Source organism: Francisella salimarina (assembly GCF_007923265.1).
GTDB classification, from domain to species: Bacteria; Pseudomonadota; Gammaproteobacteria; order Francisellales; family Francisellaceae; genus Francisella; species Francisella salimarina.
The window spans coordinates 117341-133003 of the sequence record NZ_VOJA01000005.1; the positions used below are offsets into that span (position 1 = coordinate 117341).

Consider the following 15663-nt stretch of genomic DNA (forward strand, 5'->3'; position numbering starts at 1 on the left):
ATCAAATTTTTTCTTTATAAAATCTTGTGAAATTCATAAATCCCTTACTTGTTAAAAGGCTTATTTTAGTCTTTTTTTTAAGTATAGGTATTTTTGTGTTTTTAATTCTCAATGGCTATAAATATTTAGATTTAGATAAGATCAACTTTGCTTACGAGAGAGCTAATTCTTACATAGATAATCATACAATACTAGCCTCTTTTAGTTATGCTTGCATATATATTTTGACAGTATTCTTTTCTGTTCCAATCAAACCATTCTTAAAAATACTTGCCGGACTTTTATTTGGGCTCGTGTTGGGTTTTTTTATTTGTTTATTCTCAGCCACGTTGGGAGCGATGTTAGCTTTTTTGATTATTAAATATAATTGGGGAGAGGTTCAAGCAAATCCAAGATTTAAGATCGTTTCAAGATTTAAATTGTTGGTAGAAAATTATCCTGTGTCTATATTGTTGATTTCTAGAATTTTACCAATTCCTTTTTTTGTTCCAAATATTTTGGCAGGAATTTTAAAAGTTAAAAACAGTATCTTCTTTTTGACTACTTTGATTGGCATTATTCCTATAACATTTATATATGTATGGTTTGGTGTTCATTTTAAAAACTCTCAATTAGATTATACTAAATTGTTCGATTATAAGTTTGTATTAGCTGTTGTAATTCTGCTATTGTTGACACTACTTCCTTTTATTTTCAAATTTATTTTGCGATGGAAGAAGAGTGCTTAGATAAGATTATATTTCTATAGATTTAAGCATGTTTCTTTAGGCCTTTTATTTTATAGACTTTAAGCTTAATGTAGCGAACAAGTGATCGGTCCTGTATATGCAGAACCTCTTTAGCATTACGTGGATGAACCTTTTCGATATCAATAATCGATTTATTGAGCATTAGTCCGTGTGTATGGGTTAAAAGTTTGTTTTTATTTGCAAAAGGATTGTGATACAACACGGATGATAGTTCTTGATTGATTTTCTCTAACTTTTTATCGTTTGGATTACTTACAACACCCATAATAGCAAAGTTTACATCGGTATCTTCATATTTTTTTTCATCATAGTAGTTTTGACTATTTGTGAAAATATTTTCTCTATTTATGGGGGCTTTAGTTATAGCTTCAGCATTTACTGCTGAAAACTGTACACATCCAACAATGGCAAAAGGAGATTTGATTTGATTGTAAATCTGTCGATATATATCAGCTAATGTACTTTCTTTATCAAAAGAAAAATATTTAGCTATATAGTTTACAGGAGTGTTTTTAGGAATAAGAAATATCCCAGTTGTTACGAATTCTGGTCCCCACATCAGGGGATCTCTTTCTGTTCTGCTAACATCTGTTCTTGAAGAATAAATCATATCATTAAGCAAAATGCATTCACCAAGGTTATAAATACTTTGAGGTGAGCCTAATTCAAAACCATAATCAAAATTACTTGCAAGGAAACGTTTATATTTTAACTCTTCAGGAACTATGCCTTGGATGACATTATCAACATGGCCTATATATGATAGAGTTTCAGAATTATCATTTTGTTTTTCTAGAAAAATCATTAGGAGCGAGTCCTTATTTTGTAAAAGATGAAATTGTCAAAAATTATTATAAAGTTACAATGGTCCCATCATTCTTTGCCATAATTACTTGATCAGCAGGTTTTAATGCAAAAATTCCATTTGTTACAACTCCAGTGATTTGGTTTAGCTCTGTTTCAAGCTTTAGTGGATTATCTATTTTTAGGTTGTAGATATCTAGAATGACATTGCCATTATCAGTTGTAGTCTGCTCTCTATATACAGGTTGACCGCCTAACTTAATTATTTCTCTAGCTACGTAACTTCTTGCCATTGGGATAACTTCTACAGGAAGAGGAAACTCTCCTAGAGTATTCACTTTTTTAGATTCATCAATAATACAAATAAATTTTTTTGCTGCTGCGACACATATTTTCTCACGTGTAAGTGCTGCACCACCACCTTTGATAAGTTCTTTATGGCTATTACACTCATCAGCACCATCAATATACAAGTCTATATTTCCAGCATAATTTAAATCTACTACTTCAAACCCTAGTGCTTTAAGTTTTTTTGTGGAGTCTTCTGAGCTTGACACTACAGCTTTTATTTTATCTCTATAGTTAGCTAGCTCTTCGATTAAAAAGGCTACTGTGCTACCAGTGCCAACACCTAAGATTATTTCTGATGTAATATGTTTAGCAGCCTCGCTAGCGGCTAATTTTTTTAGCTCATCTTGTTTACTTTTTTTATTAAAAAACATTTTAAAACTTTCTCTTGTTAAATATTTTATTGAAAATACTTCCTTTGATTATATATATGGTAATCAATACTATTGTTGCTATAAATTGCCACATAATAGACATATGTATGAATATATAGCCAATACTAATAATAATGCATATAAACGGTATAATTATTCTTAGGGCTATATTGAATATTGGTGATAGTTTAGTATTTGTGCTTTTAAGTATTTCATAACTAAGCTTTTGAGCATCATAAATCCAACCTATAATGAATACGTCAAATAAGAAGATAAATATGATGACTATATGAAGAGCACTCATATTAGAGAAATCAACGTAAGCGATACCAGATTTGATAAAAAATATAGTTATAATAAAGGGAATTAATAGAGCTAGCAGTTTAGTATATAATTTCGTTCCAATTTGAAAAATATACTTCAATGATGTAACAAAAACTACTAGGTTAAGTGTTGTGAATATCACTTCAAGTAATAAGTAATACATCGGATAATTTGTTTTTACTATTTTAAAAATAGTTGTAATTTGTATACTTTCTGTTGGTTGTAGGTAGCTTCTGTAGTCACCTAATATGGCATATATAGTTATACAAATCATAAACGAAAAAATTATATTATAAAATATACTTTTAAATGCACTCGTCTTAAGCTTATTAAAGTTATTATCACCAATATTTATAATGTTTTTATAAAATGCTATTGATATAAAATTACTTAATATTGCGTAAACTAAAGCCAATCCAAACATACAACGAAGTTGTTCAGCCTTTTGATAGTTTATGCCAAAAAGGAAATCTTTTATTCCAATTATCCCTTGCGGAGTATATATGACTATTAACATTAATACAGTCACTAAATATAGAGATATGTGAGCTGTAGTCTTAAGCGTCTCATTTAGGTTTATTTTTTTCTTATCCGCAAGTATAAACATTAAAAGGATCGTAATGAATATTGCCAATAGAGATGTGTATATTGGGAAGTTGTTACTAAATTTTAAGCTTTGATTACTCAGTCTATCAATAGCTGGAATATTATCAAAAAAATCTAAAACATAAGTTGACATGTTAAACATAATAAGAGCAACAAAGATAATCATTATTCCAGTTAATAATATACTAACAGGTTTAAATTTATTGCTGCCTGTGATTCTATAGACTAATTTATTATGAGAATTTAAGTCAGGGAAAGCTTTTTGGAAATATATTGCTATGAGGTTCATTGGATAGCATAATAAAACCAGAAAAGCGATATAAGCGTAGAAAAATTCTAGTCCGTTATATTTGAAAACATTTGAAAAGAATCCGAAGCTAAAGCATATAGATGCAGACACTAGCCCTGTAATCAAAGGTGTCGAAGTTTGTTTAATATTCATTAAATTTCCCTGTCATGTACTAATTAATAGCGCAGTAATTACCGCGGAATGTTATGTTTACAATTAGCTTAGTACTTTTGTTGTATGAAACCCAAGTTGTACACATTAAAGCACCAAACTGTACAAAGTGAGGATTTCTATTTGCCATAATTAAGCTATTCATTGGATTGCCAGCAAAAGCAGGAGTATTTGGATTTACTGCTTTTCTGACATATACATAAGTTTCAATATTAGGATCTGGAGATACTTGTATAACATCGTTGGGCATACCGAACTCTTTAGTATAGGAATAGATGTTTTTGCCAATCCATGCTTTTTGTTGTTCTATATACTTTTGTTTAGTAGCACATGAAAAAAGTGCTAATGCTAGTACTATTAAAGCTATTATTCTAAAAGAGTTTTTTTTCATATATTTTCTTCCTATTTTATAAAGCCAGTTTTTTTCATGTATATAGTAAGTAATGATACTGCAGCAGGGGTTATGCCAGGTATACGAGATGCTTCTCCTAATGTTGTGGGCTTTTGTTCAGTTAGTTTCTGAAGAACTTCATTTGAAAGGCCTTTGACTTGAGAGTAGTCAAAGTTCTCAGGTATTGCTTTTAGTTCAAGAGTCGATATTTTTTCGATATCTTTATTTTGACGCTCTATGTAACCAGAATATTTAGCAGAGATCTCTATCTGTTCAATCACAGCCTCATCATTCAGTTTTAAGTTAACATCAGGAATTTGTTGTAATTTTTTATAGTCTAACTCTGGACGTTTTAGTAAGTCAAAAAGAGTGCTTTCACGAGTCATTTTTTTATCTAAATACTTTTCTAAGTCACGAGCTTTTTGGGTTTGAGGACCAATCCAAGTATTTTTCATCATAGCTATATTTTCATCTATAGCAGTTTTTTTATTGATAAAAAACTCTTGATCTTGTTTGTTTAGCAATCCTAATTCACAGGCTTTATCGGATAGTCTTAAATCTGCATTATCTTCACGTAAAATTAGTCTATACTCTGCACGGGATGTAAACATGCGATATGGTTCTTTAGTACCTTTGGTTATCAAGTCATCTATCAATACGCCCATATAGCTATTAGAACGAGTTGGGTACCATGATTTATCACTGTCTAGACTAATGGCAGCATTTATACCAGCAACTAAACCTTGAGCTCCAGCTTCCTCATACCCTGTGGTTCCATTAATTTGTCCAGCAAAGAATAAATTTTTAATATGCTTAGTTTCAAGGGTTGGTTTAAGGTCTCTAGGATCAAAGAAGTCGTATTCAATTGCATAACCTGGACGCATTATAAAAGCATTTTCAAAACCCTTAATTGAGCGTATATACTCACATTGTACTTCAAATGGTAGGCTAGTTGATAAACCGTTAGGGTACAGCTCAATACTGTTTAAACCCTCAGGTTCAACAAAAATTTGATGTCTGTCTTTCTCTGCAAATCTTACAATCTTATCTTCAATAGAAGGGCAGTAACGTGGTCCTATACCTTCTATAAGTCCACTGTACATTGCTGATTTGTCAAGATTGTTTGTGATAATCTCATGAGTTTTTGTGTTAGTATAAGTTATATAGCAAGGTATTTGTCTTGGATGTTCAATTTTTCCTTTTGAGAAAAATGAAAAGTGTGGTGTTGGAGTGTCACCGTGTTGTACATCCATAACACTAAAATCGACACTTCGACAATCTATACGTGGAGGAGTGCCTGTTTTGAGTCTATCTACTCTAAATGGTAATGCTCTTAAGCGAGCAGCTAATGCGTTTGATGGCTGATCTCCCGCTCGACCTCCAGCTTTAGAAACTTTGCCTATATGTATTTTACCTCCTAAAAATGTCCCAACTGTAAGAACAACTTTTTTTGACTTGAAAGTTATTCCTGTTTTTGTGATAGCTCCAGATACAATTCCATTTTCGACTACTAAATCATCTACAGAATCTTGGAAAATATCTAAATTTTCTTGACCATTAAGTAAAGAATTAATAGCCTTTTTATATAAAACTCTATCTGCTTGAGCTCTTGTTGCTCTAACAGCTGGGCCTTTTCGAGAATTAAGGATTCTAAATTGAATACCTGCCATATCAATGGCTTTTGCCATAATACCGCCCATGGCATCTATTTCTTTGACCAAGTGACCCTTGCCAATTCCACCAATGGCTGGGTTACAGGACATTTGTCCAATTGTGTCAATATTGTGAGTAAGTAGTAGAGTTTTTGCGCCTATACGTGCTGAAGCAGCAGCAGCTTCAACGCCTGCATGACCACCCCCAACAACAATAACATCATAAGTATTGTTATAAATCATAAAGATATAAATGTGTATTTTATTTAAATGCTATTAAATTTTACTATATTTTAAAACAAAAATAACTATTCTAGTGATATTAATTAAGCAACTTTTGCAATATAATTCCTAAAATGTTTTTACTACTAAAAGTAGATTTGTAAATGCTTAGTATTAGTGAGATATATCATAAATATGTTGATCAAGACCCTATGAAAGTATTTCAAGATGGAGCTATCAAATCTGCAATTATACTTTTTTCATTTTTAGGTCTCGCAGCATTTTTAAATATTGATAAAAATCTTACTATTATAATTATATTATTTATGGCTAATTTGGCTGGAAGTATTCTGCTGGGGAGTATACAGGCTAAACGTTTGGCTTTTGCATTATATATGATTATAGTCATAATTATCGTTAATATATCTCCATATGTTCACCCTTTGTTTGAAACTAATTTTATGCTAATAGTGTTTGTCGCTTTTATAGCATTTTGGTTTAGAAGGTTTGGAGAGGCTTTTACTATATTTCCGATGATGATTGTAGTCATTACTTGTATTTGTTTTGTGCGCTATCCATTGGAGAAGGACAATCATTTACATTTTACTCTTACAGCTATTTTGATTGGTTTGATTGTTTATCTGGTGATTATTAGAAACTACAAACTAATGAAGGCTAATGATGTTAGTAAAGTATTTAATGAGTTTTTAAAAAATTTTGTGCGTAACTATATTGATACATTTGAAAAGGCAAAATATAGAAGGTTTACACAATCAGATGTTGTTGAAGTAAGTAATTTAAAGTACCAAAATATAAACTCGTTTAAAAATCATGGCTTAATGTTCTTACGTAAAAGCCATCAAGAGCAATGGCGATATTTAAGTCATAACTTAGTGGTTTTTAATCGCTTAACATCAAAATTTTTACTGGTTTATAAAAAACTTACTATTGATTATGTTCGTTTAGGTTTTGAAGAAAGTGAAGCAAAAAAATTATCACAAGATTTAGAAAAAATTTATAAAAACACAATGTTTTTGATGTTATATATACAAAAATCTGCTGAAGTTTTTGAAAAAAAATCTGAGGATATATCTCATTTGAAATATAAGTTTGAAATGAACTATATTCATAAATATCAAAGAGATAAGCAAAAAAGAAAACTTTTATTTAGTAGTTTATTATTTTTGGATGATATGTTTATTGGTTTAGAAAATATCAGAGAGGCGTATTATGATCTTATTTAAGGATAGATATGTAGATAAGCTTTCTGATACTACATTATTAGCCATAAGGGTTTTTATAGCATCGATAGTTGGATTAATAATTTGCTATTTGATATTTAGTTTAAGTGGTGATGATGACTTTAGAGATAGGATATATTGGGTGGTTATAGCAGTAGTTAGTGTTGCAGCTAGTACCAGTACAAGTGTTGTTTACACTAGAGCTAAAGCGATTGTTATTTTCTCATTACTGGGTACTTCAATAGGATCTATAGTATTATTACTAATCCAAAAAAATATACCTCATAATTTTACATTGGTTGCTGCACTGTGTTGTTTTGCTTTAGCATTGTATGTATATACGATGTTTTTAAACTATGCAACTAGTGTTTTTTTTATACATGTATATTTAGTAATGTACTTTGGATTATTTATTGGTTGGGACAAAGAATTATTTTTTGTTAGGGTTACATGTGTAGCAATAGGAACATTAAGTATAGTTTTGATAACTTTCCTTACTAGAGGGCGAAAGAATAGAGTGCTTTTTAACAGAGATATGTATAGGATCTATTCTGAGCTTAAGGATCTTGTTAATAAAGTTGACTGTAGTGTTGAGAATAGGAAGATTATTTCATTGATAGAAAAAAGTATTAAGCTTAATGAAACTTTAGTAAATGCTAAATATGAGTTTTCTGATACAAAAAAATATTATGAATATAAGAAAGTATTGATACTTATAGATGAATTGTTGATTAATCTAAGGACATATAGAACTTTATTTATGCAACAAAAAAAACATGATGATGGTCTATACAAAGAATTTGTGTATTTTACTAAAGAGCAAATACAAAGTAATTTTAAGAAAATAACAATTAGGTATGATAGATTATTAGCTCAAAAGTAGTTTAGTTTATCTCACTTTTGTTTTCGTATTCTTTATTGAAGTTAGTTTTGAGATAATTTATTAAAGAGCTGATTCTTTTAAGTTGATATTTTACGGGTAGTGAAATGATAGAAAGCTTTGTTTCTTCTCTATATTGAGGTAGTATTTCGACTAATCTACCATTTTTGATATCCGCATCAACATAAATATCTACCAATCTGGTGACTCCTAATCCTAGAAGAGCTGCTTGTTTCATAACTCTGCCATTAGTTGCATGAAAACCATTGTTATGAATATGGAGGGTGTATTTATCATTTGTAGAGTTAAAATTCCATTGCTTAATACTACCGTAGATTAGAGGTATATCTTCAAGCTGTCTTGGGTCGGATATCTCACTATATCTCTCAAAAAAGTCTTTACTCGTTACATACTTGGTAGTAACAGTTCTAAGCGGTGAAACTATCAAGTTTGAGTCAGGTAAGTTACCCATACGGATAACTAGATCATAATCGCTATCTATGAGATTGATTCTATTGCTAGAGAAATCAAGATGAAGATTGACTTTTGGATGTAGTCGCTGGAACTTCAAAATTACAGGGGCGATAACATCTTCACCAATTATTCCTCCAACACAGTTGATTTTTATATTACCACTTATTTCGTTGTGTTCTTGGCTAGTTAGTTGCGTTGCTATATCAAGGTCTTGGAGAGCTTGCTTACATTTCTTATAATAATCTTGTCCTATTTCGGTAAGACGAACATGTCTAGTGCTTCTATATAGTAGTTGAACTTTAAGGTGGCTTTCTAGGTCTTTAATATTTTGGCTTAGGTTTGATTTGGCCATACCTAATATATCTGCTGCCTTTGTAAAGCTTTGCTGTTCTGCGACGTGGATGAAACATTGGATACCTCGCCAATAAATATTGTTCATTATTTAATAACAATGTTTTATGATTATTGGTATTTATCAGTTTAATAAGTTTGTATAAAATTTACAACCAATGAAACGGTGTAAATACTAAAACAAAAAATAAAGGAGAAATAGTATGTCTAAATCATTAGTTGTAATCACTGGGGCAAGTTCTGGAATCGGAGCAGCAATTGCAAAAAGATTTTCTGAAGCAGGCCATTCACTTTTGCTAATAGGTAGAAGAATAGAAAAAATAGAGGAATTAAATTTACCTAACACAATGATTCGTAAGGTAGATGTAACAGATGCTCAAGCTCTAAAAAATGCTATAAAAGAAGCTGAAGCTGAATACGGTCCAGTTGAATTATTGGTTAATAATGCAGGTCTAATGTTGCTTGGTCAAATTGATACACAAGATCCTATTGAATGGCAAAAGATGTACGAAGTGAATGTATTGGCATTATTAAATGGTATTCAATCTGTATTGGGTGATATGAAGGCAAGAAAAAGTGGAACGATTATAAATATCAGTTCAATTGCAGGCAAGAAGTCTTTCCCTAATCACGCTGCATATGTTGGTACAAAATTTGCAGTATCTTCAATGAGTGAGAATATACGTGAAGAAGTTGCTGATGATAATGTTAGAATAATGACAATTTGTCCAGGTGCTGTAGAAACTGAGCTTTTAAGTCATACTACATCTGATCAAATTAAATCAGATTATGAAAACTGGAAAGAGTCTATGGGTGGGGTTTTAGTAGCAGATGATATTGCTCGTACAGCTATGTTTATGTTTAGCCAACCACAAAATATAAATATACGAGAAGTTGTAATTGCTGCAACTAGACAGCCTGCATAATCTTACTTTATAAACACAAAAATTATTCTTTAGAGTTTCTATTGAGTCTTTAAATCAAGCTTATTTCTAATATTCAAAATTATTAATCATTATAAAGGTATGTTAAAATTCTAAGCTAATAATTTAATTAAATATGAGCTTATTCTTTAATGTTTCAAAATCAAACTTTTTTATTTTATGACTTAGAAACTACTGGTATTAACAATTCTTTTGACCAAGTATTACAATTTGCTGCGATTCGCACAGATTTAGACTTTAATGAAATTGAAAGGTTTAATTTTTTTGTGAAGCTAAATCCTGATACAACTCCATCTCCAATTGCAACGATAACGCATCATATTTCTATTGCTCAAGCAAATACTGGTGTGTCAGAATATCAGGCAATTAGAAAAATTCATAAAATCATAAATACACCAGGGACTATTAGTATAGGTTACAATACACTTGGATTTGATGATGAGTTTTTGAGATTTGCTTTTTATAAAAATATGCTACCTCCATATAGTCATCAATTTAAAAATGGTTGTTCAAGGGCTGATTTGTTTCCAATAGTTACTTGCTATTATTTATTTTGTAATGATGCTCTTAAGTGGCCTAAAGTTGTTGATGAAGAAGGACAGCAGAAAATATCTTTGAAGTTAGAAAATTTAAATACTGAAAATAATCTATATAGTGGTGGTAGAGCTCATGATGCTATTACAGATGTAATTGTCACAGTAGAGCTAGCTAAAAAGTTAAGAATAGCTAATCCTAAAATGTGGCAGTTTTTATTGGCAAAGTTTAATAAGCAAAATGATGAAAATACTCTAGCTCAACTAGATATCGGTATAGAAGTCGGTGGTATTGGGTATAGACAAGCAATTGCAGTAAGTGGAGTTTTTGGCTTTAAAAATAATTTTATGTCGGCCATATTAGATACTGGTCAGCATAGGCATTACAAAAATCAAGAGATATTTCTTCGCTTAGATAGTTATCTATTTAGTGAATTTATAGAAGAATTTGGCAGTTTAGAAGCTGAGCATTGGCGTTTGACTTTAAACAAAAAGTGGGGTGATATTCCGCTAATATTACCTGCTAAAACTCGTTTTGTGGGGAGATTACCTCAAGATAGACTGGATTTGATAAAGGCAAATAAGGAATTTATAAGAAACAATCTAGAAATATTTACTAATTTTGTTGATTATGTATTGGAATATAAGTATCCAGAGATTGAAAATGTTGATATAGATGCAGCGATTTATCAAAGTGACTTTATGAGTGCTGCTGATGAAAGGGGGTGTGATAAGTTTCATACTTCACAAATTTATCAAAAAGCGCAAATGCTTAATCAGTTACCAAAACCTTATTATGACAGAGCTGTTAGGATAGTTGGTAGATTAGACTTTTCAAAACTACCTGATAAAGCACAGATGGAGTTTCAAGAATATCTAAATAAGATTGTTAGCCTAGATAATGATGAGCTTTTGATTGATCATAAAGGCAAAACTCGTAAAACTTTGGAAGATATCTATCAAGAAATGCAAGATTTACGCATGAATCGTGATCTAACAGAAGAACAACAAGCTTTGCTATATGAGCTCGAAGAATATCTTTTTTAAAAAGACTTTTTATACTTTAGTTTTAGTCACTACTTTTTTTAAGAGTTATAGTGATCCAAAAACTGTAACCGGCAGTGCTGACTTTAATAGATTTTTTGTGACAGCATCTGGAGGTTGGGGACATCTTAGTTCGTCTCCACATAATACAGGAGTTTTTACCACCACGGCAGGATATTTTCTCACTAAAAATATTACGGGCGAATTTAGATATCTTGGTTATTTTGCGAGCAAACAAGACACTGAGCTTAATGGTAATTCATACTTAGGGCTTGTAAAGTATAATTATGAGTTGTTTAGTGGGGTAAGAGCAGGTGCAGGTGTGGGCCTTGGTATTGGAAGTAGCTTTCAAAAAAATAAGCTTTTAGAGCTAAGTTCCAGTAAAACCTCGGGTTTGTTCGCAGTTCCAGTAAGTTTATCAGTTCCAACAGGTTTTATTGATAATATGGATTTCTTAATTACATATCTATATGTAAAGTCTTTTGATAAAGGTGAAGCAAACTTTATAACAACAGGATTAAGCTATAGTTTTTAATACAGATATAAAGCTATGTTATAATAAATTCTCAAGGCTTTAGCACAGCTTTTTTATAAAAAAATTAAGTTTGAAGAATGTCAGAATATAAGTTTAAATTAGTAACAAAATATAGCCCAGGTGGTGATCAGCCCAAGGCAATCAAATCGTTAGTTGAAGGTGTTAATGGTGGGTTACAGCATCAGGTTTTGCTAGGAGTTACAGGCTCAGGTAAAACATATACTATGGCAAATGTGATTCAACAAACACAAAAACCGTGTTTGATTGTCGCACATAACAAAACTTTGGCAGCTCAATTATATTCAGAGTTTAAGCAATATTTCCCAGATAATGCAGTTGAGTATTTTGTATCATATTACGATTATTATCAACCTGAAGCTTATGTTGCAGCTTCTGATACCTATATAGAAAAAGATTCATCTGTAAATGAGCATATTGAACAAATGCGTCTTTCAGCTACCAAAGCAATACTTGAGCGTAATGATGTAATTATAGTTGCAACCGTATCGGCTATTTATGGTCTAGGTGACCCTGAGCAGTATATGCAGATGCTTTTGCATCTAAAAGTAGGAGAAGAGCTAGGGCTAAAAAAAGCTCAAACTAAGTTAGTAGAGATGCAATATTCGCGTAATGATATGGACTTCAGTCGAGGTAGTTTTCGAGTTAGGGGAGAAATATTGGATATATTCCCGGCAGACTCTGAAAAAGATGCTATTCGAGTAGAATTTTTTGATGATGAGATTGAAGCGATAAGTATGATCGACTCATTAACTTCCAAAAAAATTAAAACATTACATAGAGCAACAATATTCCCAAGTACACATTATGTTGCATCAAAAGAGCGCAAAGATATAGTTATAGAAGAGATCAAAGCAGAACTTAAAGAAAGAGTTAAATATTTTGAGGAAGAAGGTAAATTACTTGAAGCTCAAAGAATAGAACAACGTACCAAGTATGATATTGAAATGATTCAAGAGCTAGGCTATTGCACGGGTATCGAAAATTATTCAAGATTGTTATCAGGTAGAGCTCCTGGTGATCCACCACCAACATTGATTGACTACCTACCAGAAAATGCCTTAGTCATAGTTGATGAGTCGCACGTCACACTACCACAGTTTGGTGGAATGTACAAAGGGGATTTGTCTCGTAAGTCTAATCTTGTTAATTATGGGTTTAGACTGCCTTCTGCTTTGGATAATAGACCTTTGAAATTTAATGAGTTTGAGAATTTGTTGCCTCAGACAATCTATGTATCTGCGACACCAGCTAATTATGAACTTGAAAAATCTCAAAACACTGTAGAACAAGTGATCAGACCAACTGGTTTATTAGATCCTGAAGTTTCTGTAAGACCTGTAGCTATACAAGTAGAAGATGCGTTATCAGAGATAAATAAGGCTATAGCTAAAGAAGAAAGGATTTTAATAACGACTCTAACAAAAAAAATGGCAGAAAATTTAACAGAGTATCTATCTGAGCATGGTGTTAATGTCAGATATTTACACTCTGATATTGATACTGTTGAGAGAGTCCAAATTATTCATGACTTACGTCATGGTGTATTTGATGTGCTTGTGGGTATTAATCTTCTTAGAGAGGGGCTTGATATGCCAGAGGTTGGAGTTTTATTAATTTTTGATGCTGATAAGGAAGGGTTTTTGCGTTCTGAGAAATCTCTTATCCAAACTATTGGACGTGTAGCTAGGAATCAAAATGGTAGAGCTATTTTGTATGCAGATGTTGTTACAAAATCCATGAAAAAAGCTATGGATGAAACTTTACGACGTCGCAACCTTCAAAACGAATATAATCAGAAAAATAATATAACTCCTAAAACAATCATCAAGAGCATAGATGATATGTTAGATAGCTCTCCAGAAATGCAAAAGCGTGCTTATAAAAATAATTCGCGCTTAAAGGTTGATGATGTTGATGTTTCGGCTATACTAGGTATGACTGAAGCTTCGAAGGTTATCAAAGCTCTAGAAAAACGAATGAGAGCTTATGCAAAAGAGCTTGAATTCGAGCAGGCAACGGCAGTTAGAGATAAAATAACGGAAATAAAGCAGAAGTTTATTAATTTATAATTTTACGTTTTTAAACAAAGTATATTGGTATTATGGCTATTGAAAGTAAATTAAAAAAAGACAGGCTCTTTTTGCGCTTTACATGGGCTAGGTTAAGGAACTACCTGATTAGAGCAAAAAAAAGTCTATATGCATCTATTATTCTATGTGGTTTGATAGTTGGTGTTGATCTATATCTAGGAGATGTTGAATTTGTTACTCAATCGCTAGAGGTTGGATTTACATTAGCGTTTATACTATTTGTATTTTTCTTTTTAATAACAAAAGATGATAATCCTGTAGATATAATCATTTCTGGTGCAGAAGGCGAAACTACGGTTTTAGATGAGTTAAAAAAATTAGACAATAATTTTGTACTATTTAATCGAGTGGTTTTACCAGATGAGAAATCCACAGTTGGCAATAGAGAAATTGATTTTATTGCAGTATCTCGTAAAGGTATATACATAATTGAGGTTAAGAATAATCGTGGCTATATCGAAGTAGAGAACATGGCCGAGAGATGGAATGTATCAAAGACTTCTCAGAACAACAAAGTCTATGCAAAAACAATAAAAAATCCAATTAGGCAAACATTTGCCCAGAAAAAAGTACTACAAACATACCTTTATAAACAAAAAATATATATAAAAGGTATTCCTGTTGTGACTGTTGTTATTTTTGCAAACGATGATGCACAGTTAAGTGAAAATTTCATTGCAGATGATGCTAATCAAGCAGTTTTGTCATTAGGAAATCTAATACCTTTTATTAAAGCAAAAGAAGAATATTTAGAGAAGATGCCTACGCGTTCACGTAGAAAAATAATTCGTAAAATAGAGAAAAAGTAATGCTTGACGATAGGCCTATAGGTGTTTTTGATTCAGGAATTGGTGGTTTAACTGTCGTCAAGAACTTGATGAATATATTGCCAAATGAGGATATTATATATTTTGGTGATATTGCTAGAATACCTTATGGGACTAAATCACGAGCGACTATTCAAAAGTTTGCGGCCCAAACGGCTAAATTTTTGATTGATCAAGAAGTTAAAGCAATAATTATTGCTTGTAATACTATATCAGCTATTGCAAAAGATATCGTTCAAGAAATTGCTAAAACAGTTCCTGTTATTGATGTGATAAGTGCTGGAGTTAGCTTAGTCGATAGTCTTAAAACAGTTGGTGTCATAGCAACCCCAGCTACTATCAATAGTAACGCATACGCACTACAAATACACAAAAATAATCCTAGTACCGAAGTTTATAGTAGTTCATGTGGTCTTTTTGTATCTATGATTGAAGAGGGATTTATAGAGGGAGAAGTTGTTGAATTAGTAGCTAAACAATATCTTGAGTATTTTAACGATAAAAGCATTCAAGCTCTAATTTTGGGTTGTACACATTATCCTATTATCAAAGATAGTATCGCTAAAGCTCTTGATGTAAAGCTTATAGACCCATCATTACAAGCTAGTAAGATGCTTCAGCAACTGCTTGTTAAAAATAATCTTTTGAATAAAAACAATTCTAATCCAGAGTATAAATTTTATGTTACAGATATTCCTCTGAAGTTTAGATCTGTTGGCGAGATGTTTTTACAAACACAGATGCAACATCTTGAAATAGTTAGTTTAGATAGTTACTAATAGAAAATGCTGGT

At 31.6% G+C, this 15663-nt stretch carries 15 protein-coding genes; 9 read left to right on the forward strand and 6 right to left on the reverse strand.

All coding sequences use genetic code 11. The features are described 5' to 3' along the window. Positions 1-26 precede the first annotated feature (26 nt). Positions 27-728, forward strand: coding sequence for a TVP38/TMEM64 family protein (locus FQ699_RS08780; RefSeq protein ID WP_179951698.1), 702 nt, complete (start codon positions 27-29; stop codon positions 726-728). 22 nt (positions 729-750) lie between these two features. Here FQ699_RS08780 and FQ699_RS08785 read toward each other — a convergent pair whose 3' ends face one another. From FQ699_RS08785 to mnmG, 5 genes are read right to left on the reverse strand one after another with little or no spacing between them, the layout of a single operon-like run. Beyond that, positions 751-1554, reverse strand: a complete 804-nt coding sequence (locus FQ699_RS08785; RefSeq protein WP_013922901.1) for a hypothetical protein — start codon at positions 1552-1554, stop codon at positions 751-753. 46 nt (positions 1555-1600) lie between these two features. Continuing rightward, positions 1601-2275 (reverse strand): ribose-5-phosphate isomerase RpiA, encoded by a 675-nt coding sequence (gene rpiA, locus FQ699_RS08790; protein WP_146421992.1) that lies wholly within the window; start codon positions 2273-2275, stop codon positions 1601-1603. 1 nt (position 2276) lies between these two features. Next, the gene (locus FQ699_RS08795) at positions 2277-3647 is read right to left on the reverse strand and encodes a hypothetical protein (RefSeq protein ID WP_146421993.1); all 1371 of its coding nucleotides are present in this window, start codon (positions 3645-3647) and stop codon (positions 2277-2279) included. Between the two features lie 19 nt (positions 3648-3666). Next, the gene (locus FQ699_RS08800) at positions 3667-4056 is read right to left on the reverse strand and encodes a hypothetical protein (RefSeq protein ID WP_146421994.1); all 390 of its coding nucleotides are present in this window, start codon (positions 4054-4056) and stop codon (positions 3667-3669) included. 11 nt (positions 4057-4067) lie between these two features. Further along, a complete protein-coding gene (gene mnmG, locus FQ699_RS08805) occupies positions 4068-5951 on the reverse strand; it encodes a tRNA uridine-5-carboxymethylaminomethyl(34) synthesis enzyme MnmG (protein WP_146421995.1) in 1884 nt (627 codons plus the stop codon). A gap of 143 nt (positions 5952-6094) precedes the next feature. Here mnmG and FQ699_RS08810 point away from each other — a divergent pair, with 143 nt between their 5' ends. Beyond that, entirely contained in the window at positions 6095-7174 is a 1080-nt protein-coding gene (locus tag FQ699_RS08810; RefSeq protein ID WP_146421996.1) for a hypothetical protein, read from the forward strand. After that, positions 7161-8054 carry an FUSC family protein gene (locus FQ699_RS08815; protein WP_146421997.1) on the forward strand — a complete coding sequence of 298 codons (894 nt, stop codon included), beginning with the start codon at positions 7161-7163 and terminating at the stop codon, positions 8052-8054. The genes FQ699_RS08810 and FQ699_RS08815 overlap by 14 nt, the downstream gene beginning before the upstream one ends. A 1-nt stretch (position 8055) precedes the next feature. Here FQ699_RS08815 and FQ699_RS08820 read toward each other — a convergent pair whose 3' ends face one another. Next, positions 8056-8964, reverse strand: a complete 909-nt coding sequence (locus tag FQ699_RS08820) for a LysR family transcriptional regulator (RefSeq protein WP_146421998.1) — start codon at positions 8962-8964, stop codon at positions 8056-8058. Between the two features lie 115 nt (positions 8965-9079). Between FQ699_RS08820 and FQ699_RS08825 the strand changes: the two genes are divergently transcribed. From FQ699_RS08825 to murI, 6 genes are all read left to right on the forward strand, one after another. Further along, on the forward strand, positions 9080-9802 hold the full coding sequence (locus FQ699_RS08825; protein WP_146421999.1) for an SDR family oxidoreductase: 723 nt from the start codon (positions 9080-9082) through the stop codon (positions 9800-9802). A gap of 149 nt (positions 9803-9951) precedes the next feature. Further along, positions 9952-11400, forward strand: a complete 1449-nt coding sequence (locus tag FQ699_RS08830) for an exodeoxyribonuclease I (protein WP_146422000.1) — start codon at positions 9952-9954, stop codon at positions 11398-11400. After that, complete coding sequence (locus FQ699_RS08835; RefSeq protein ID WP_146422001.1) at positions 11375-11932, forward strand: porin family protein; 558 nt, start codon at positions 11375-11377, stop codon at positions 11930-11932. Before FQ699_RS08830 ends, FQ699_RS08835 begins: the two co-directional genes overlap by 26 nt. Positions 11933-12009: 77 nt before the next feature. Further along, positions 12010-14022, forward strand: a complete 2013-nt coding sequence (gene uvrB / locus FQ699_RS08840) for an excinuclease ABC subunit UvrB (protein ID WP_146422002.1) — start codon at positions 12010-12012, stop codon at positions 14020-14022. Positions 14023-14054: 32 nt separating this feature from the next. Further along, positions 14055-14852 carry a nuclease-related domain-containing protein gene (locus tag FQ699_RS08845; RefSeq protein ID WP_013922914.1) on the forward strand — a complete coding sequence of 266 codons (798 nt, stop codon included), beginning with the start codon at positions 14055-14057 and terminating at the stop codon, positions 14850-14852. Then, the gene (gene murI, locus FQ699_RS08850) at positions 14852-15649 is read left to right on the forward strand and encodes a glutamate racemase (protein ID WP_146422003.1); all 798 of its coding nucleotides are present in this window, start codon (positions 14852-14854) and stop codon (positions 15647-15649) included. Before FQ699_RS08845 ends, murI begins: the two co-directional genes overlap by 1 nt. Positions 15650-15663: the final 14 nt, after the last annotated feature.

Bases quoted from the DNA above. Each gene is read 5' to 3' on its own strand.
- FQ699_RS08785 (WP_013922901.1), bottom strand. From the start codon at position 1,554: ATGATTTTTCTAGAAAAACAAAATGATAATTCTGAAACTCTATCATAT.
- rpiA (WP_146421992.1), bottom strand. From the start codon at position 2,275: ATGTTTTTTAATAAAAAAAGTAAACAAGATGAGCTAAAAAAATTAGCC.
- FQ699_RS08795 (WP_146421993.1), bottom strand. From the start codon at position 3,647: ATGAATATTAAACAAACTTCGACACCTTTGATTACAGGGCTAGTGTCT.
- FQ699_RS08800 (WP_146421994.1), bottom strand. From the start codon at position 4,056: ATGAAAAAAAACTCTTTTAGAATAATAGCTTTAATAGTACTAGCATTA.
- mnmG (WP_146421995.1), bottom strand. From the start codon at position 5,951: ATGATTTATAACAATACTTATGATGTTATTGTTGTTGGGGGTGGTCAT.
- FQ699_RS08810 (WP_146421996.1), top strand. From the start codon at position 6,095: ATGCTTAGTATTAGTGAGATATATCATAAATATGTTGATCAAGACCCT.
- FQ699_RS08815 (WP_146421997.1), top strand. From the start codon at position 7,161: ATGATCTTATTTAAGGATAGATATGTAGATAAGCTTTCTGATACTACA.
- FQ699_RS08820 (WP_146421998.1), bottom strand. From the start codon at position 8,964: ATGAACAATATTTATTGGCGAGGTATCCAATGTTTCATCCACGTCGCA.
- FQ699_RS08825 (WP_146421999.1), top strand. From the start codon at position 9,080: ATGTCTAAATCATTAGTTGTAATCACTGGGGCAAGTTCTGGAATCGGA.
- FQ699_RS08830 (WP_146422000.1), top strand. From the start codon at position 9,952: ATGTTTCAAAATCAAACTTTTTTATTTTATGACTTAGAAACTACTGGT.
- FQ699_RS08835 (WP_146422001.1), top strand. From the start codon at position 11,375: ATGAGCTCGAAGAATATCTTTTTTAAAAAGACTTTTTATACTTTAGTT.
- uvrB (WP_146422002.1), top strand. From the start codon at position 12,010: ATGTCAGAATATAAGTTTAAATTAGTAACAAAATATAGCCCAGGTGGT.
- FQ699_RS08845 (WP_013922914.1), top strand. From the start codon at position 14,055: ATGGCTATTGAAAGTAAATTAAAAAAAGACAGGCTCTTTTTGCGCTTT.
- murI (WP_146422003.1), top strand. From the start codon at position 14,852: ATGCTTGACGATAGGCCTATAGGTGTTTTTGATTCAGGAATTGGTGGT.